Annotated in this window: 16 protein-coding genes and 4 tRNA genes; 7 read left to right on the top strand and 13 right to left on the bottom strand. The window is 72.4% G+C overall.

Annotated elements, in window-relative coordinates:
* Nucleotides 1-397: 397 nt before the first annotated feature.
* Complete coding sequence (locus tag ACGFI1_RS14255; protein ID WP_392785513.1) at nt 398-1,396, top strand: hypothetical protein; 999 nt, start codon at nt 398-400, stop codon at nt 1,394-1,396.
* Between the two features lie 186 nt (nt 1,397-1,582).
* Here ACGFI1_RS14255 and ACGFI1_RS14250 read toward each other — a convergent pair.
* The 3 genes from ACGFI1_RS14250 to ACGFI1_RS14240 all read right to left on the bottom strand — a co-directional run bounded on the left by ACGFI1_RS14250 (nt 1,583) and on the right by ACGFI1_RS14240 (nt 3,113).
* Nucleotides 1,583-1,654, bottom strand: a tRNA-Val gene (locus ACGFI1_RS14250).
* Nucleotides 1,645-2,679, bottom strand: a complete 1,035-nt coding sequence (locus tag ACGFI1_RS14245; RefSeq protein WP_392734654.1) for an ABC transporter permease — start codon at nt 2,677-2,679, stop codon at nt 1,645-1,647. The genes ACGFI1_RS14250 and ACGFI1_RS14245 overlap by 10 nt, the downstream gene beginning before the upstream one ends.
* Before the next feature lie 26 nt (nt 2,680-2,705).
* On the bottom strand, nt 2,706-3,113 hold the full coding sequence (locus tag ACGFI1_RS14240; RefSeq protein ID WP_392785511.1) for a TIGR02611 family protein: 408 nt from the start codon (nt 3,111-3,113) through the stop codon (nt 2,706-2,708).
* A gap of 277 nt (nt 3,114-3,390) precedes the next feature.
* Between ACGFI1_RS14240 and ACGFI1_RS14235 the strand changes: the two genes are divergently transcribed.
* Complete coding sequence (locus tag ACGFI1_RS14235) at nt 3,391-3,804, top strand: SsgA family sporulation/cell division regulator (RefSeq protein WP_131944314.1); 414 nt, start codon at nt 3,391-3,393, stop codon at nt 3,802-3,804.
* Here ACGFI1_RS14235 and sthA read toward each other — a convergent pair.
* Together sthA and ACGFI1_RS14225 are read right to left on the bottom strand one after the other, a co-directional pair.
* Nucleotides 3,801-5,204 (bottom strand): Si-specific NAD(P)(+) transhydrogenase, encoded by a 1,404-nt coding sequence (gene sthA / locus ACGFI1_RS14230; RefSeq protein ID WP_386869108.1) that lies wholly within the window; start codon nt 5,202-5,204, stop codon nt 3,801-3,803. The two genes, ACGFI1_RS14235 and sthA, sit on opposite strands and share 4 nt — an antisense overlap.
* 70 nt (nt 5,205-5,274) lie before the next feature.
* The gene (locus ACGFI1_RS14225; protein ID WP_392785509.1) at nt 5,275-5,904 is read right to left on the bottom strand and encodes a TetR/AcrR family transcriptional regulator; all 630 of its coding nucleotides are present in this window, start codon (nt 5,902-5,904) and stop codon (nt 5,275-5,277) included.
* A 115-nt stretch (nt 5,905-6,019) separates the two neighbouring features.
* On the opposite strand from ACGFI1_RS14225, the gene ACGFI1_RS14220 reads away from it, so the two are divergent.
* Together ACGFI1_RS14220 and ppgK are read left to right on the top strand one after the other, a co-directional pair.
* Complete coding sequence (locus tag ACGFI1_RS14220) at nt 6,020-6,340, top strand: DMT family transporter (RefSeq protein ID WP_386869112.1); 321 nt, start codon at nt 6,020-6,022, stop codon at nt 6,338-6,340.
* Between the two features lie 28 nt (nt 6,341-6,368).
* Complete coding sequence (ppgK, locus tag ACGFI1_RS14215; RefSeq protein ID WP_392785507.1) at nt 6,369-7,208, top strand: polyphosphate--glucose phosphotransferase; 840 nt, start codon at nt 6,369-6,371, stop codon at nt 7,206-7,208.
* Nucleotides 7,209-7,244: 36 nt separating this feature from the next.
* Here ppgK and ACGFI1_RS14210 read toward each other — a convergent pair whose 3' ends face one another.
* The 8 genes from ACGFI1_RS14210 to ACGFI1_RS14175 form a co-directional block, all read right to left on the bottom strand.
* Nucleotides 7,245-9,974, bottom strand: a complete 2,730-nt coding sequence (locus ACGFI1_RS14210) for a glycoside hydrolase family 38 N-terminal domain-containing protein (protein ID WP_392785505.1) — start codon at nt 9,972-9,974, stop codon at nt 7,245-7,247.
* Nucleotides 9,965-11,167, bottom strand: coding sequence for a CehA/McbA family metallohydrolase (locus ACGFI1_RS14205; protein ID WP_392785503.1), 1,203 nt, complete (start codon nt 11,165-11,167; stop codon nt 9,965-9,967). The genes ACGFI1_RS14210 and ACGFI1_RS14205 overlap by 10 nt, the downstream gene beginning before the upstream one ends.
* A complete protein-coding gene (locus ACGFI1_RS14200) occupies nt 11,164-12,273 on the bottom strand; it encodes an ABC transporter ATP-binding protein (RefSeq protein ID WP_392734642.1) in 1,110 nt (369 codons plus the stop codon). The genes ACGFI1_RS14205 and ACGFI1_RS14200 overlap by 4 nt, the downstream gene beginning before the upstream one ends.
* Nucleotides 12,273-13,100, bottom strand: coding sequence for a carbohydrate ABC transporter permease (locus ACGFI1_RS14195; protein ID WP_386869121.1), 828 nt, complete (start codon nt 13,098-13,100; stop codon nt 12,273-12,275). Before ACGFI1_RS14195 ends, ACGFI1_RS14200 begins: the two co-directional genes overlap by 1 nt.
* Complete coding sequence (locus tag ACGFI1_RS14190) at nt 13,097-14,065, bottom strand: carbohydrate ABC transporter permease (RefSeq protein ID WP_392785501.1); 969 nt, start codon at nt 14,063-14,065, stop codon at nt 13,097-13,099. The genes ACGFI1_RS14195 and ACGFI1_RS14190 overlap by 4 nt, the downstream gene beginning before the upstream one ends.
* A complete protein-coding gene (locus ACGFI1_RS14185) occupies nt 14,037-15,449 on the bottom strand; it encodes an extracellular solute-binding protein (RefSeq protein ID WP_392785497.1) in 1,413 nt (470 codons plus the stop codon). Before ACGFI1_RS14185 ends, ACGFI1_RS14190 begins: the two co-directional genes overlap by 29 nt.
* 78 nt (nt 15,450-15,527) lie before the next feature.
* Nucleotides 15,528-16,364, bottom strand: a complete 837-nt coding sequence (locus ACGFI1_RS14180; RefSeq protein ID WP_392785495.1) for an aminotransferase class IV — start codon at nt 16,362-16,364, stop codon at nt 15,528-15,530.
* A 169-nt stretch (nt 16,365-16,533) separates the two neighbouring features.
* Nucleotides 16,534-17,238 carry an ArsR/SmtB family transcription factor gene (locus tag ACGFI1_RS14175; RefSeq protein ID WP_386869128.1) on the bottom strand — a complete coding sequence of 235 codons (705 nt, stop codon included), beginning with the start codon at nt 17,236-17,238 and terminating at the stop codon, nt 16,534-16,536.
* Between the two features lie 125 nt (nt 17,239-17,363).
* On the opposite strand from ACGFI1_RS14175, the gene ACGFI1_RS14170 reads away from it, so the two are divergent.
* The 3 genes from ACGFI1_RS14170 to ACGFI1_RS14160 all read left to right on the top strand — a co-directional run bounded on the left by ACGFI1_RS14170 (nt 17,364) and on the right by ACGFI1_RS14160 (nt 17,653).
* Nucleotides 17,364-17,435 (top strand) — tRNA-Gly (locus ACGFI1_RS14170).
* Between the two features lie 41 nt (nt 17,436-17,476).
* Nucleotides 17,477-17,547, top strand: a tRNA-Cys gene (locus ACGFI1_RS14165).
* 34 nt (nt 17,548-17,581) lie between these two features.
* Nucleotides 17,582-17,653 (top strand) — tRNA-Val (locus ACGFI1_RS14160).
* The last annotated feature ends 108 nt before the right edge of the window (nt 17,654-17,761 follow it).

Below are 17,761 nucleotides of genomic sequence, written 5' to 3'. Positions count from 1 at the left end.
ACGCCAAGATCCGCGCGCTCGGCGAGCGCGGTGCCGCCACGCTCAAATGCTGGCACGTGCTGCGCAAGGCCCGCTGCTCACCCAGCCGCCTCACCACCACCGTCCAAGCCATCCTCACCCTTCACCACCAGGGCCAATGAAGTTGGAATTAGCTCACTGGTCGACTGGGTCGAGCTGTGGTGGTCCGGGCAGGACCTGGAGGCAACCACCGAGGCCAAGCCTGATCGATCATCACATCGTTCCGGCGTTCGGGAACCGGCCGGTCAACACCTTCACCAGCCCCGAGGAGATCGTCGCCTGGGAGAAGCGGACGCGGACGAACGGGTTCTCTCACCGGACCGCGGCCGATGCCCGGTCGCTGCTGGGGACGGTCCTGGGAGATGCCAAGGAACGCGGGATGGTCGCCAGCAACGTCGTCGTCAAGCGGAGGGGGCGCGGGCGGAAGCGGGCGCGGCGGGCCATCGCGGTGCGCGGGCCCGAGAAGGTGTGGGCGACTCCCCTGCAGACGCTGCTGCTGGCCGAGCGGTGCGCGTTGCTGTCCGGACGCGACGACGACTTCGTCCTGATCGTCCTCACCGCCTACACCGGAATGCGGTGGGGGGAGGTGCACGGGCTGGAACGGCCGGCATGCCGGCTGGACCGTCTACAGGTCGACTGGCAGCTGCGCGAACTGGCGGGGCGGCTGGAGATGGTGCCGCCCAAGGACGATTCGCACCGGCCCGTCGACCTGCCGCCCTTTCTTGCAGGACTCGTGTCGGAGCAGAGTGTGCGTTCGCAGGGGCGCTGCGCATGTCCAGGGCGGACGCCCGAGTGCGGTGGGCGCGGACAGTACCTGTTCCTCAGCCCGGACGGGGCGCATCATCGACGCTCGAATTACGCCCGGCGCATGTTCCAGCCGGGTGCTGACGGTCGCTACCCCAAGGGCAATCGGCAGACCGGAAAGAGGGTCCTGGTGGATACGACGGAATGGCCGGGAGTACCCCTTCCGGCCTGGCCCGACGCCGTCCCCGGGCAGCCGTTCCATCCCCCTAGAGGGAAAGGGATCCGGGTCGTGACCGAAGAGGACTCGCCGTCAGTGTGGCTGCCGCTCATCGAAGGGCTCACTCCGCATGGGCTCCGGCACAGCCACAAGACCTGGATGCTGGAGGACGCAGTACCGGAAGTGCTTCAAGCCGAGCGGCTGGGCCACACGGTGCCGGGCATTCGCGGCGTGTACTCCCACGTCTCGGACACCATGCGGGACGATCTCAAGGCCAAGCTCCAGCGCCGCTGGGAGAGATCGCTGCAAGAACGGCTCCGGTTCAGTGCGACCTCTCCGGTTCTGACGCTCAACGACCTTCTGGAGGCCGCCCAGAAGCGGGCCGACTCGTCGGTCCCACGTCTCGCGAGCGCTTAGGGAATCGTGCTGCGGGCGGGGCAGGGGTGCTCGTCTTGTCCCGCCCGTACGGCTACGGAGAGTGATGACCCTGGGAGGTGTTCTTGTGACCTCGTTCGGGTGAGAGGGAGATGATCTCCCAAAATCCTCCCAGTTGACCACTGAGGCCCTGCCGCTGAGATGCGGGAGGGCCTGTGTCGTAGGGGGTGGGCGATACTGGGTTCGAACCAGTGACCTCTTCGGTGTGAACGAAGCGCTCTCCCACTGAGCTAATCGCCCCGGTGTTCCGACGTCGGAAACTCTAGCGCATCTTGGGGGGTGGTCGCGCGCTGAGTGCGGTGGTGCCAGATGAGGAAGACGGCCGTGCAGGCCAGGGTCCAGGCCGTCAGGGTGATGAAGGGCTGGGCTCGCTGGTGGCCGTGGAAGTAGATGGCGGTGTGCTGGGCGTCGACGGAGGCGCCGGGTGGGAGCCAGCGGCCGATGGTGCCGAGGGGGAACGGTAGGAGGGGCCAGGAGACGGCGCCGCCGGAGGAGGGGTTGCCGATCAGGACCATGAGGCCCCAGGTGGGGATCATGGCCCAGCGGCCGATGAGGGCGTTGAACATCGTGAAGACCATGCCGCTGGTGAACATGGTGAGCGAGGAGATCGTCCAGGACTCCCGGAAGGGGAGGGCGAGGACGCCGAGGCCGTGGTCGACGACGGTGCAGATCGCGAGGCCGCCGAGGGCGGCGTAGGCGGCGGTGAAGGCGATGCGGGGGGCGGGGGTGAGGGCGGCGGCGTGCACGTTGAGCTGGATGGCGCCGACGAAGCCGATGATCACGGCGGCCAGGGAGATGTAGAAGATGGCGAGGCCCTGCGGGTCGGTGGGTTGCAGGGGCTTGATGTCGCGGACGGTGACGGGGACGCCGGCGGTCTGGCCGGCGGCGGGGCCCGCCTGGGTGAGGAGGCGGGCGACGGAGGCGCCGGAGGCCGCGGCGGTGTCGAGGGTCGCGCGGGGGCCGTTCAGGACGACGATCGCGAAGGCGCGCTGCTCTTGGACGGCGTCTTCGGCCTTGGCGTAGGTCGGGTACCTCTGGACGGAGAGGGAGGCGTCCAGGTGATCGTCGAGGGCCTGGAGGAAGGCGGTGGACCGGCCCTGGCCGGTTACGGCGACGGGGATGTCGCGGGGGGCCGGGTTCGCCATGGCGTAGCAGTAGGAGCCCGCGAACAGGCCCGCGGCGGTGGTGAGGATGAGGAGGAGGACGACGGCGGGCAGGTACGGGGACGCACGGAAGTCCGCCCAGCCGTCGCGGATCGAGTGCACATGGTCACGCTATGTGAGCGTCTGGGTCAGGTCCAGAACGTGGGGTCCTCGATCTCCCAGGGCAGTGTGAGGCCGTAGACGCCGAGGTAGCCGGCCACGGCGGCGGCGAGCACGACGGCGGTGACGGTGCCGAGGATGGTGTTGCGGCGGCGCTTGCGGGGGTCGAGGGCCTTCTCCTTGGCGCGGTCCGCGGCGGTCTTGGCGCGGTGGAGGGCGCGCTGGGCCCAGGCGAACTCGGTGGCGAGGATCGCGAGCCCGACGACGATGCCGAGGAGGCCGGGGCCCGGGGTGATCATCATGACCAGGCCGCCGACGAGGACGGTCGTTCCGACGGCGAAGACGCCGGCGCGCCAGGCGGTGTTCAGCAGCGGGTTGCGCCGGACCCGGTCGCGGAAGCGGTGGAGCCGGCCATCCTTTTCATCATTGCTTGCCACAGATTTACCTTAAGCGAGGTGTGGCCGCCGCGGGGACTCCAGGGAGCGTCCAGATCGTCCCGGATTGTGGGCGGTCGCCGCACCGCAAGATCCGCTTTTGCGCAGGTCAGACGCAGGTTTTGCTACGGTGAGATGGATCACAAACGACGGGGACGCCGGAATGTTCGGCCGAGATCAGGCAGTTAGGCGTCATAGATCGCGGGGATGTCCGTCAGAGGGAGAACCACCCACCGGAGCACCCCGCGAGCCAGCGGGACCGACGTAAGAGGGAATGGCCATGAACAGCAGTACCACCGTCTCAGCACAGCTGGGCCTTCGTCTCGTCGTCCCCGACCGCACGACCGTCCCCCTGCTCGCCGGGCTGGAGTACGCGGCCGACGATCCGTACGCGATCCGGATGGCCTTCTACGTGGGCGACGATGAGCCGGTGGAGTGGATCTTCGCCAGGGAGCTCCTCACGGTCGGCATCGTGCGCAGGGTCGGGGACGGGGACGTCGAGGTCTGGCCCGCCGACGACGACGGCTCGCTCAACATCGCGCTGTCGTCCCCGTTCGGGGACGCGCTGTTCGAGGTGCCGCTGTCGCCGCTCGCCGACTTCCTGCACCGGACGTACCAGGCCGTCCCCGCCGGGGAGGAGAGCGAGTTCATCGACATCGACGCCGAGCTGGAGAACCTGCTCTGGCCGTCCTAACCGGACAGGCGGGCGATGTGGCGCATCTTGTTCATCGCGTCCAGGGCGGCGACCTTGTACGACTCGGCCAGCGTGGGGTAGTTGAACACCGCGTTGACCAGGTAGTCGACGGTGCCGCCGCAGCCCATCACCGTCTGGCCGATGTGGACGAGCTCGGTCGCCCCCGTGCCGAACACGTGGACGCCGAGCAGGCGCCGGTCCTCCGGTGAGACGAGCAGTTTCAGCATTCCGTAGGAGTCCCCGATGATCTGGCCGCGGGCCAGCTCCCGGTAGCGGGAGACGCCCACCTCGAAGGGGACCTTGGCCTCGGTCAGGGCGTCCTCGGTGCGGCCGACGAAGCTGATCTCGGGGATGGTGTAGATCCCGATGGGCTGCGTCTCGTTGATGTCCGGCACGGGCTCGCCGCACGCGTGGTGGGCGGCGAGGCGGCCCTGCTCCATCGAGGTGGCGGCGAGGGACGGGAAGCCGATCACGTCCCCGACCGCGTAGATGTGCGGGACCTCGGTGCGGTAGTCGTCGTCGACCTTGATCCGGCCGCGCCGGTCGGCGGTGAGTCCGGCGGCCTCCAGGCACAGGTCGTCGGTCATGCCCTGCCGCCCGGCCGAGTACATGACGGTGTCGGCGGGGATGCGCTTGCCGCTCTCCAGGACGGTGATCGCCCCGTTCGGCATCCGCTCGACGGACGCGACCGACTCGCGGAACCGGAACGTGACGGCCAGGTCGCGCAGGTGGTACTTGAGTGCCTCGACGATCTCCAGGTCGCAGAAGTCCAGCATCCGCTCGCGCCGCTCGACGACGGTGACCTTGGTGCCGAGCGCCGCGAACATCGAGGCGTACTCGATGCCGATGACGCCGGCGCCGACGACGACCATGGTCTCCGGGATGCGGTCCATGTTGATGATGCCGTCGGAGTCGATGATCGTCCGGTCGTCGAAGTCGACGGTGTCGGGGCGGGCCGGCCGGGTGCCGGTGGCGATCACGACGCGGTCGGCGGTGACCTTCTGCTCGCGGTCGCCGGCGCCGGCGATGCCGATGGCGTGCGGCTCCAGGAACCGGCCCGTGCCGGGCAGCACGGCGACGCGGTTGCGGGCGAGCTGGCTGCGGACGACGTCGGTCTCCCGGCCGATGACGTGCTGCGTCCGCATCCCGAGGTCGGCGACGGTGATGTCGTCCTTGACCCGGTAGCTCTGCCCGTACAGTTCGCGCTGGTTCAGGCCGGTCAGGTACAGGACGGCCTCGCGCATCGTCTTGGACGGGATCGTCCCGGTGTTGATGCAGACGCCGCCGATCATGTCGCGGCGGTCCACGATGCCGACCTTGCGGCCGAGCTTGGCGGCGGCGATGGCCGCGCGCTGCCCGCCGGGCCCGGATCCGAGCACGAGGAGATCGAAGTCGTTCACGTCCCCCAGTGTGGCGGCAGCCCGGCGCCCCGATAAAGGGTTTGCGGCGACAGATCGCTATACGTCCGGTTCAGGACGAGGTGTCCCCGCCGGTCAGGGCGGCATCGCCGCCCGTCAGGCCCGCGGCGAGCGCGTCCAGGCCCGCCTTGACGCGGTCGAGCGGCATGCCGCGGGTGCGGCGCTGGTAGAGGAACAGGGTCGCGGCGAGGGGGGCGAGGAGCGCGTCGGCGAGGTAGGCGGTGTCGGCGCCGGGGCGGATCCGGGCGAGGAGCATGCCGAGGTGCATGTGGTAGAGCCCGTAGGAGCCGTCCCGGAAGCGGGCGTCGGGCGGGTCGGCCTCGGCCCTGAGCAGCAGGTCGGCCTGCGCCTCGGTGCGGTCGGCGAGGGCGTGCAGGAACGCGTGGAGGCGCTCGCGCGGGGGCGCTCCGGGGCCGAGGGGCGGCGGGCCGTGCAGGAAGGCGGCCTGGAACGCGCGCTCGCGGTCGTCGATCACCGCGTAGACGAGCCGGGCGCGGTCGCCGAACCGCCGGTAGACGGTCCCGACGCCGACGCCGGCGGCCTTGGCGACCTCGTCCATGGTGACCGCGTCGGGACCGCGGGCCGCGAGCACCTCCGCCGCGGCGCGCAGGATGCGGCGGCGGTTGCGGGCGGCGTCGGCGCGCTCGGCAGGCGGGCGGCCCAGCACCGGCAGTTCCCGCATGTCGGCCTCCGTCCCGGGGAGATCCTACTCCGGCAGAATACCGGAGCGGGCAGGGTATCCGGAAAGCTCTCCGGTAATCTCGGGCGGAGATCTTTCCGGATATGGGGGTGCCGTCGTGGCCTGGGTCTTCCTGCTGATCGCGTCGCTGATGGAGCTGGTGTGGGCGACGGCGCTGAAGGAGTCGGACGGCCTGACGAAGCCGTGGCCGACCGCCATCGGCCTCGCGGTGGCGCTGCTCAGCGTCGTCATCCTGTCGCTGTCGCTGCGCACCCTACCGGTGGGCACCGCCTACGCGGTCTTCACCGGCCTCGGCGCGCTCGGCGTGGCGCTGGTGGGCGTCTTCGCGTTCGGCGAGAGCGCGTCGCCGGCCCGCCTCGGGTTCCTCGGGCTCATCATCATCGGCGTGGTCGGCCTGCAGTTCGCCGAGAACTCTTAGCCCCGTGGGGAACGGGCACAGTGGAGGCATGGCACGGGAGATGCTCGGGATCGACATCGGCGGGTCGGGGATCAAGGGGGCGCCGGTCGATCCGGTCGGCGCGTTCACGCGGGAGCGCTTCCGGATCGACACGCCGCGGCCCGCCAGGCCGAAGCCGGTCGCGAAGGTCATCGCCGAGATCGTGGACCATTTCGGCTGGGACGGCCCGGTGGGCGTCACCTACCCCGGCGTCGTGATCGACGGTGTGGCGATGTCGGCGGCGAACGTGTCCAGGCACTGGCTCGGGGTGGACGCCGCCGCCCTGTTCGCGGACGCGACCGGGTGCGAGATCACGCTGCTCAACGACGCGGACGCGGCCGGGGTGGCGGAGATGCGGCTCGGCGCGGGACGCGGCCGGCGCGGCACCGTCGTCCTGCTCACGCTGGGGACGGGCATCGGCAGCGCGCTGTTCACCGACGGCGTCCTCGTCCCGAACACCGAGTTCGGGCACATCCAGATCGACGGGCGGGACGCCGAGCTGCGCGCGTCCGCGCGGGCGCGCACCGAGGAGGGCCTCAGCTGGCCGAAGTGGGCCAAGCGGCTGAGCGTGTACCTGCGGCACCTGGAGGCGCTGATCTCGCCGTCGCTGATCATCGTGGGCGGCGGGGTGAGCCGGAAGGCCGAGCACTTCCTGCCGCTGGTCGAGGGGGTGCGGGCGGAGATCGTCCCGGCCCGGCTGGTGAACAACGCGGGCATCGTGGGCGCGGCGATGGCGGCGGCCGCCGCGCATCCGGCGGAGACCGCCGAGCCCGCGCCGCGCGCGGTCCGGGCGGCCGGGGAGACCGGCGGGCCGCAGCGCGAGCCCGGCACCGCCGAGGCCGCCCGCTGAGGCCGCCCCCACCCGAGCTTCCGGCCCCGGCCCCGGCTAGCCCGTGCGGAGCCGCACGGTCGCGATCTCCCAGGGGCGCAGCGACAGGGCGGCCGTCCCGTCGTGCACGTCGAGCGGGATGCCGGGGCGGCCGCGCAGGTCGGCACGCACCGCCTCGGTGAACGCCCCGCGCAGGACGGCCGTGGCGGGCTCGGCGCACTGGGCGACGACCCGGGTCTCGGTCCAGCCGTCGCGGGCGCGCAGCGAGGTCATCACGACCCCGTCGCCGGTGATCGCGATGCCCTCCCGGGACGGCGGGAGCGGCGCGGAGGCGTGCCCGTAGCCGGCGGCGGCGAGCAGGTCGTGCCGGTACTCCTCGGCGGCCCGCAGCACGTCCTCGCCGGGGAGGCCCCCGCCGTACGGCAGGACCGCCATCTCGGCGGTCCGCTCCCCGCGGCACTGCGCGCCGGGGGTCGGGAGCTGCGGCCCGGCGGGCTGGTCCCGGTAGGCGTTGCGGTCCCGGGACAGGTGGCCGATCGCGCGCAGCAGGGTGAGGGCCATCTCCCGCCCGCCGCCGGTGACCTCGTACTCGGTGGTGTGCTTCAGCAGGACGGCGAGGCCGCCCGCGGCGACGAACCCGGACGCCGGGAACGTCGGGACGGGCCGCTCCCCGAACCCGCCCTCCGCCGCCGGCCCCCGCTCGGTGATCGCGAACTGGCCCTCCGCGTAGGACGCGTCCGCCCGGCGCGGCAGCGACAGGTGCAGCCGGACGCGGTGGTCCTCGCAGCGGTTGTCGAAGGTGACGCGCAGCCGCAGGAACGGCTCCCCGGCGCGCAGTTCGGCGCGGGTGGTGACGGTGACGTCCTCCTCGGCCGCGGACCGCGCGCCGGCCTCGAGGTCGCCGCGGCAGGGCCACCGGTAGGTCCGGACGATGTCGACGGCGGCGACGAGCGGGCCGTCCAGCGCGGAGCGGACGTCCACCGACACGGGGTCGCCGACGATGAGGTCGGCGGCGGGCGGCGCGTAGTTGTAGGAGTCGCCGTGGTCGCCGCCGTCCACGATCCGCCCGACGCCCTCGACGACGTCGCCGGACGGGGTGCGCAGCCCGAGCGTCCCGTCGGCGTGCACCTCGGCGCGCAGCAGCCCGTTGTCGAGGAACTCCCGCCCGGCCGTCACCGGGCCGTCCGCGATCCGCGCGGCGGGATCCGGCGCCACCGCCGCCAGCCCCAGCGGCGGCACCTCGACCAGCGCCGCGACGGTGCGGCGCGGGTCGGCCAGGATCCGCACGCGCCACTCCCCGTCCGCGCCGCGCAGGGCCTCCCGCACGTCGCCGATGTCGAACGGGACCCCGGCGCGGGCCGTCACGTGGAAGGTGAGCACGCGGTCGTCGCGCGACACCGACCAGTCGCGGATCTCCTGCCCGAACAGCACCCGCCCGTACACCCGCTCCAGCAGGACCGGGAGCTCGGCGGCCGGGTGGACGGCGTCGTCCAGCACGGTCGGCGCGACGGCGAGCGTCTGCACCGGCACCGGCCGGCCGTCGCCCGTGACGAGGCCCGGCTCCCCCTCGGACGGGATGTCGAGGGTGACCAGGCCGGTGCGGTGCTCCGGGGTCGGGTTGAACACCAGGTGCGCCCCGAGCGGGACGGACGCGGCCCGCTCGGCGGTGACGAGGTCGCAGACGGCGCGGCCGAGCTGCTCCGCCTCGGCCATGTGCGCGGCGACCTGCTCGGCGGTCTCGTCGCAGCCGCAGCCGGTGACGGAGTCGTGGCAGCTCGTCTCGATCAGCCGCCGCCACGCCAGGTCGAGGAACCGCTGCGCGTCGCCCGCGTACCAGAGCGCGGTCAGCGGCTCGGCGTACCGCTCGACGAGCCGCTCGGCGCGGCCCATCAGCTCCTTGAGCCGGATCCGGGCGGACAGGACGCCCGGCAGGATGTTGGCGCGGGCGTGCGAGCGCAGCTCCCCGCGGACGCGCGGCAGCCCGTCGGTGGACGCGGTCCCCTCCGCGAAGTAGCCGGCGAGGGTGTCCAGCCGCATGCCGAGGCCGGCGGCGGCGATCCGGTCGGCGAGGTCGGCGGCGGGCGCGGTGTGGTCGGCCCCGTACATCGCCAGCAGCGGGCCGCCGTGCGGGTACCAGCGGCCCATCGCCTCCGCGAACCCGGCGACCCGGCCGGGCAGCAGCGACGCGCCGTCCCCGGCGCCGCCGGGCTCCCCGAACTCCTCGAACATCGACGCGGCGTTGCCGTAGCCGCCCTCGGGGAGGTACTGGGTGCGGATCGCCGTCCCGTCCGGGGCCTCCCAGGCGAACGCGGAGGTCCGGACCCGGTCGGGGACGCCGCGCCACACGCACGCGTGCTCGATGCCCGCGAGCCGCAGGATCTGCGGCATCTGCGCGCAGTGCCCGAACTGGTCGGGCAGGTAGCCGACCATCATCGCGGCGCCCAGCTCCTGCGCGCGCCGGATCCCGAGCTCCAGGTTCCGGACGATGTTCTCCCCCGAGCACAGGAACTCGTCGTGGAGGATCTGCCAGGGCCCGACGGCGAGCCGGCCCTCCCGGACGAGCGCGGCGAGCCGCTCCCGCCGCTCGGGGCGGATCTCCAGGTAGTCGTCGACCGCGGCCATCTGGCCGTCCAGCGTGAAGCGCCAGCGCGGATCGGCCTCCATCCGGTCGATGACGCCGTCCAGCAGCGACACCAGCCGCAGCCGGAAGCGCTGGAACGGCAGGTACCACTCCCGGTCCCAGTGGGTGTGCGGCACGACGACGATCTCCGAACCCTCTACCCGCACAGTGCGATCACCTCGTTCTCGTGGCTCTCCAGGCGATGCATGCCCGGGTGCTCGGCCGGTATCCGGACGAATTCGGCGCGGACGGCGATCCGCCCGCCGTCGGGCCGGACGAGGACGGCCCCGTCCGCGCCGGCGGCGATCAGCTCGTCCTCGACGCGCAGCAGGACGGGCGCGTCCCGCGCGGCGGACACGGCGGTCCGCCCGGCCCTCAGCGCGCCGAGGACGTCGCCGTCCTCGCCCGCCAGGACCCAGGTGACGGGCTCGCCGAGAGTCTTGTGCTGCGCCGGGTCGTGGAAGTCGCTGCCGCCGAGCGGGACGACGCCGCCGGGCCGCCACAGGTCCGCCCAGGCGAGCGGGGCGCCCCAGCGCCGGTCCCACCAGGACGAGTGCCAGATCTCGGCGAACGGCGGGCGGTCCGGCGCGGGGAGCGGGCGGCGCCAGGCGCAGTCGCCGCTCAGCGGGTGGTTCACCGACATCAGGCCGCCGCGCGCGGCGGCGTGCGCGGCCCAGTCGGCGCTGGGCCGCCGGAAGTCGACCCAGCCGGTGTCGCCGAACACGTTCGCGTGCCCGAGGTCGGTGGTGACCTCCTGGCCGGGCAGCAGCAGCACGCCCGCGCGCGCCCCGGCGGCGGCTAGTTCGGCGTGGTGGCTGACGGTGTTGTGGTCGGTCACCGCCAGGTAATCGAGGCCCTGGGACGCGGCAAGGCAGGCCAGTTCGTGGACGGTCAGCGTGCCGTCGCTGTGGACGGTGTGGGAGTGCAGGTCACCGGCGAGCCATCGCATCCCGTCCGGTGCGGGGAGTTCCCTGCGCGGTGGACGTTCCGGCCGAGGAGGCGGAGTCTCCTCAGGGCGCGGTGGGGCCGTGGTCGATGTGGTCACGGTGACCTCGTAGGGGACGCCGTCCGGCGGTATGCGGTGGAGCCCGAGCCAGACGTGCCATGTGCCCGCTTCAAGCTCCCCTGGCAGGTACCCGGGGGTCGCCCAGTCCGGGCCAAGGGTGAACCTGTCGCGCGCCCCACCGGACCAGCCTCGGAACCCGTCCGGCCCGTGGCAGCCCAGGTCGATGACACCGCCCTCATGGGACAGTTCCACGGTGACCGACGCCGTGCCCGGCGGGACGTCGAACGGCAGTTCGCGCAGCCCTTGTTCCAGGCGGTCCTCCAGGGTCCAGCGGCCCCGGTGCACCGTGGTCATCCATGTCCCCCGTCCTTGGCCAGCGGAGCCGCCGAGCGGCCGCCTTCCGTCACGAGTTCCCCGTCGCGGTAAAGCAGGACGCGTCCGGGGCGCGGCAGCGCCCAGCCCCGCTCCCCCGGCTCGGGTTCCCGCTCCTCGCCGACGACGACGTGCAGGGGCTCCCCCGCGACGTCGAGCGTCACCAGCGAGCTTCCGCCGAGATGCTCGACCACCGAGACCCGCCCGCCGAACGCGCCGTCCACCGGGCCGGTGCTGTAGTCCAGGTACTCGGGTCGTACCCCGCAGACGACGGGCTCCCCGTCCTCGACGCGCACGTCCCCGGGCACCGGCAGGTCGGTACCGGCGACGGCCACGGCCCCGTCCTGGACGCGCCCCGGGAGCAGGTTCATGGGCGTCGAGCCGATGAACGACGCGACGAACAGGTTGGCGGGGCGCCGGAACACCTCCACGGGCGTCCCGAGCTGCCTGATCCGCCCGTCCTCCATCACGGCGATCCGGTCGGCGAGCGCGAGCGCCTCGGCCTGGTCGTGGGTGACGAACACGGTGGTGACGGCCAGTTCCCTCTGGAGCCGCTTCAGGAACGTCCGCGCCTCCAGCCGGAGCCGGGCGTCGAGGTTGGACAGCGGCTCGTCCAGCAGGAAGATCCGCGGCTCGGCGACCAGCGCGCGGGCCAGCGCCACCCGCTGCTGCTGCCCGCCCGACAGCTCGCCCGGCCGGCGCGGCTCCAGCCCGCCGAGCCCGAGGTAGCGCGCGGCCTCGGCGGCGCGCTCGTGCCGGGCCGCCCGGCTGCGCTTCTTGATCCGCAGCGGGTAGGCGATGTTGTCCAGGACGGTCATGTGCGGGAAGAGCGCGTAGTCCTGGAACACCATGCCGACGTCGCGCCGCCCCGGCGGCAGCCGGGTCACGTCGGCGCCGCCGAGCCGGACCGTTCCGCCCGTCGCCGCCTCCAGGCCCGCGACCGTGCGCAGCAGCGTCGTCTTCCCGCAGCCGGACGGGCCGAGCAGCGCGAAGAACTCGCCGTCCGCCACGTCGAGGTCGAGCGCGTCCAGGGCCCGCACGCCGCCCGGATAGACCTTGGTCAGCTCCCGAATGGTGATGGCCGCCATCAGCGCTTGATCCCTCCGTGGAAGCGGAAGCCGTACCGGCGGCTCACGAACAGGTACATGAGGACGACCGGCAGGGAGTACAGCAGCGAGAACGTCGAGATCAGGGCGAGGTCGGGCTGGCCGCCCTCCGTGTAGAACGTGTACATGATCACCGAGGCGGGGGCCTTGTCCGGGTTCCTGAGCAGCAGGAACGGCATCAGGAAGTCGCCCCACACCTGCGCGACCGCCCACACCGCGACCGTGGCGAGGCCGGGCCGGATCACCGGGACCACCACGTGCCGCAGGATCTGCAGCGGCGACGCCCCGAACACCCGCGCGGCCTCCTCGTAGGACGTCGGCGTCGCGTCGGTGAAGTCCTTCAGCAGGAAGATCGCCGCGGGCAGCAGCCCGCCGGTCAGCACCAGCACCACCCCGAGCCGCGAGTCGATCAGGTGCAGGTTGAAGGCCAGCAGGAACACCGGCACCATCGCCGCCGTCCCGGTGATGATGGACGACAGCAGGAGCAGGACGTACAGCAGCGCGTCCCGTCCGGGCACCCGGACCCGGCTCAGCGCGTACGCCGCCAGCGCCGCCGCCGTCACCACGAGCGCGGCCGTTCCGGCGGCGAGCAGCACCGAGTTGCGCAGCGACGCCAGCGCGTACGGGTTGTCCAGCAGGACCTTGAAGTTGTGGAGCGTGAACTCGGGCAGGGACGCCGCGATGCCCGGATTCTTGTCGAACGGCGCGAACGCCAGCCACAGCAGCGGCAGCGCGAAGAACCCGAGGACGGCGGAGATGAACGTGGCGAGGCCGATCCGGCGCAGCGCCTCCCGGACGGCCGCGTTCACGCCGCCGCCCCGGCCGCGTCCCCCGGGGCCCGCCTGCTCCGGAGGGCGCGCAGGTAGACCAGCGCGATCACCAGGTTGATCAGGATCATCAGCAGCGAGATGGCGGCGCCGAAGCCGAGCCGGCCGTCGCCGAGCGCCGTCCGGTACACGTACACCGACATGATCTCCGAGCGCCCGTCCGGGCCCCCGGCCGTGATCAGGAACGGGGTGAAGTCGTTGAACGTCCACAGGCTGACCAGCAGCAGGCTCGTCAGCACGTGCCCGCGGATGCGCGGGAGCACCGCGTCCCGCAGCGTCTGCCAGGTGGACGCCCCGGCGAGCCGGGCCGTCTCCAGGTGGGACGGTGGAACGTTCCCCAGCGCGGCGCCGTAGAGCATCATCGAGAACGCGGTGCCGCGCCAGACGTTGAACACCACGATGCAGGCCATCGGGTGGTCGAGCAGCCATGCCGTGCCGGGCGTGCCGAGCAGCGCGTTCAGGGTGCCGCCGTCGCGGTCGAGCAGCGCGATCCACAGGAACGCGATCACCGACGACGGCAGGATCCACGCGAGCAGGACCAGGCCCTCTACGAGCCGCCGCACCGGGCCGGAGCGGTCGCGCATGACCCACGCGATCACGAACCCGAGGAGCGTCTGCCCGATCACCGCCGACCCGACCACGAACTGCAGCGTCAGCCACAGCGACCGGTGGAACTCCCCGTCGCCGAGCACGTCGCGGTAGTTGTCCGCGCCGACGAACCGGGGGCCGCTCGCCGCGATCCCGGTGAGCCGGTAGTCGGTCGTGCCGAGGTAGAGCGTCCAGAGCGCCGGGAACACCAGGAACACCGCGACGAGCACCAGCGCGGGCGCCGTGAACGCGGCCGCGCGGGCCCTGCCGAGCCCCGCCGCGTCCTCCCCGAAGGACGCGGCCCGCGGCGCGGCCCGCGGGGGCGCGGCCTCAGCGCGGGGTGACGTTGGCGGCGCCACCGACGGCCCCTTCGAGCTTCTTGGTGTACTCGGCGGCGGCCTGCTGCGGCGACTTGCCCGACACCACGGCGGCCGTCGCCTCCTGCAAGGCCGTCGACACCTGCGGGTACACGGCGAGGCCCGGACGGTACGACGTGACGGGCAGCACCTTCTCCGACACGAACGTCAGGAACGGGTCGCCCGCGAGGATCTCCTTGTTGACGTCCGTCCGGGACGTGAGCTCGGGCGTGCCGGCCGTCCGCGCCTTGACCATCTCCGGAGAGTTCATGAAGGCCAGCAGCTCGAACGCCTGCTGCGGGTACTTCGTGTTCGGGCTGAGGACGGTGACCGCGCCGCCCGACATGCTCACGAAGTCCTGCCCGCGGACGCCCTTGCCCGGCGCGACCGCCGGGATCAGCGCGTAGCCGACGTGCCGGTCGCGGGACGGCATCTTCGCGACGCCCGTCTTCGGGTTGATGACGTCGCGCCAGAAGTAGTCGCCCTCCGCCAGGATGCCGATCTTGCCCGCGGCGAACTCCTCGAACGACTTGTCGCGCCCCTTCGCCTCCTGCTGGAGCTTGGGGTCGCCGAGGCCCTCAGCACCGTAGATCTGCGCGTACAGGCCGAGGACCTGCTGGACGGCGGGGCCGCCGCCCGCCCACTTGCCGTCCGCGTAGACCTCGGCGCCCGCACCGGCCAGCAGCGGCAGGACGCCCTGCATCGTGGTGGCCTCGCCCATCGCGGTGCCCGCGTTCAACTGGACGGGGGTCACGCCGGGGAGCTTCTTCAGTGCGCGCGCCGCCGCGATGATGTCCTGCCAGGTCTTGGGCTGCCAGTCGGCCGGAAGGCCCGCCTGCGCGAACAGCTTCTTGTTGAAGAACAGGACGCGGCCGTCGGTCGCGGGAGGAACGCCGTAGCGCTTCCCCTCGAACGTCGCCAGCTTCTGGACCGAAGCTGGGATCTTCGTCCAGCCGTCCCAGGCGTCGGCTGGGGCGCCGACCACGTCCGTGAGCGGCCTGATGTAGCCCGCCTGAGCGAACTCGCCGACCCAGATGCCGTCGACGTCCATGATGTCGGCACCCGAGCGGGACTTCAGGTCCAGCGCCAGCTTCGTCTTGTACGCCTCGTCGTCCACGCCCTGGCCGCGGAACACCACCTTCGCGGTGACGCCCTTGGCCTTCTGCGCCGCGACGAACGCCGGGATCACCCTCCTGGTGATCCACTCGGCCTCTTCGGTGTTCTTGCCGCCCTCGATGGCGTTCCGGGTGATCGTCAGGGAGAAGCTCTTGGCGCCCTTGCCCCGGTCGGGATCCGTCGAAGATCCGCCGCCGCCGCACCCGGCGAGCAGCGCGCCCGCCATCGCGAGCGCGGCCGCCGCGCCGATCCGCCTCCTGGAGAAGTCCACGGTGACCTCCTACAAGCGTCACCTCGAACGTGAACGAAGAATCCGATCACGTAAAGACCCCGGCGGCCACTTCTTCGATCAAGGGTCCATGAGCTCGGCGGAGCGGGCCGCGAACGCCTCCATCGCCTTGGCGGTGATCGGGCCGGGAGCCGCCGGGAGCACCGTGCCGTCCACCGCCCGGATCGGCTGCACGTCCCGGGTCGTGGACGTCAGGAACGCCTCGTCGGCGCGGTACAGGTCGTCGAGCGCGAGGTCCTCCTCCTCGCCGCCGCACCACTCCAGCGTCAGCTCCCGCGTCACCCCGGCCAGGCAGCCCGACGACAGCGGCGGCGTCACGAGCCGGCCGCCGAGGACGACGAAGATGTTGCTGCCCGTCCCCTCGCACAGGTTCCCCGCCGTGTTGCCGAAGACGGCCTCGCCGCCGCCGCGCTCCTTCGCGTACGCCAGCGCCAGCGCGTTCTCCGCGTACGACGTGGTCTTCAGGCCGGACAGCGCGCCCCGCTCGTTGCGCGGCCACGGCACGACCGTCACGTCCGCCGTCGGCGGGAACGGGTCCTGCGGCCCCGCGATGATCGACACGGTCGGGCCCGCGTCGCCGCGCGCCGACCCGAGCGGCCCCGGGCCGCTGGTGTAGGTGATGCGGACACGGGCCAGCGGCCACTTCGGCGCGGCCGCCAGCACCTCCAGGGTGCCCTGGGCGAGAGCGTCGTGGTCGGGCTCGGGCAGCCCCAGCCCGGCCGCCGACCGGGCCAGCCGGCGCAGATGCCGGGTCAGCGCGAACGGCACCCCGTTCGCCGCCTTCACCGTCTCGAAGATCCCGTCGCCGACGAGCATGCCGTGGTCGAACACCGACACCACCGCCCGCTCGGGATCGACCAGTTCCCCGTTCAGCCAGATCCTGGCCTGCGCCGTCACCGGAAGCCACCTCCCCAAAGCCGGACCGCCGCGGCCCGGACTCGCGCCCTTCGCACGACCGTCCCCGGCCGATGGCCCCACAGTACGGCGCACCGGGCCGCCGGTTCGACTTCTTCGCGCCGGCCGCGGCACATGCGGACCGCCGAAACGGGAGGAACCGCCCAGACGGTCAGGGCAGCACGCAGCCGAACGAATCCGCGAGCCCCCGGCGGCCCGCCTCCGTCACCAGCAGCGCCCGCCGGGTCGTCCCCCGCTCGAACCAGCCCAGCTCCATCATCCGCTCCGTCAGCGCCGCGCCCAGCGCCCCGTTCAGATGCGGCCGCCGCTCCGTCCAGTCGAGGCACTGCCAGGCGAACCTCCGCCGCGCCCGCCGCAGCGCCGCGACGTCCAGCCCCAGCGCACCGAGGCGCTCCTCGCCCTTCTCCGTCACCTCGAACGCGTCCGCGCCGTCCGCCTCGATCAGGCCGCCGTCCAGCAGCGCCGCGAACAGCACCACCCCCGCCTCCCCCGCGAGATGGTCATAGCAGGTGCGCGCCTCGTGCAGCCGCCGCGCGTCCCGCGACTGCCGCAGACTCCGCACCTCCACCGGCGGGCTGATCCGCGACAGCGCCTCGATCACCTGCGCGACCTCCCTGCCCCGCAGCCGGTAGTACCGGTGCCGGCCCTGCTGCACCACCGTGACGAAACCGGCGTCCAGCAGCTTCCCCAGATGCGCGCTCGCCGTCTGCGCGCTCACCCCCGCCGCCCGCGCCAGCTCCCCCGCCGCCAGCGGCCGCCCGTCCAGCAGCACCGTCAGCATCACCGCCCGCGCCCGATCCGCCAGCAACGCCGCCACCGGCGCGAAGTCCACGCTCACGACATGTTCCGACCCCATGCCACCGACCCTAGGCGACCCGTCCTTCGACGCTCATCGAAGGATCGGGCGCACCCGCCGCCGAAACCCGGTTTGGGGAACGGCCTCCGACGCGCTAAAGTCTTCCTCGTCGCCGCAAGGCGCACGCGGAAGTGGCTCAGGGGTAGAGCATCACCTTGCCAAGGTGAGGGTCGCGGGTTCAAATCCCGTCTTCCGCTCTGAGGGGCCTTTCAGGCTATGACCCAGAAGGTCTCATTCTGGTGGAGTGGCCGAGAGGCGAGGCAACGGCCTGCAAAGCCGTGTACACGGGTTCAAATCCCGTCTCCACCTCAACGCCGTACCTCCCCCCGGAGGCCACGGAAACGGGCGATTAGCTCAGTGGGAGAGCGCTACCTTGACACGGTAGAGGCCACTGGTTCAATCCCAGTATCGCCCACTTCGGAGTGGGAGTGGTGTGCTCGGAGCCCTTCGGGGCTCCTCGCCGCCACTCCTTCGTCATTTCACCCGGGGGGCGACCCCCGGACCCCCGATGTGGGGGGCTCCG

Origin of the sequence: Actinomadura geliboluensis (genome assembly GCF_043197915.1) — a bacterium.
GTDB classification, from domain to species: domain Bacteria; phylum Actinomycetota; class Actinomycetes; order Streptosporangiales; family Streptosporangiaceae; genus Spirillospora; species Spirillospora geliboluensis.
The sequence above is the reverse complement of the archived record's forward strand: the minus strand, read 5'-3'. Positions and strand labels throughout refer to the sequence as shown.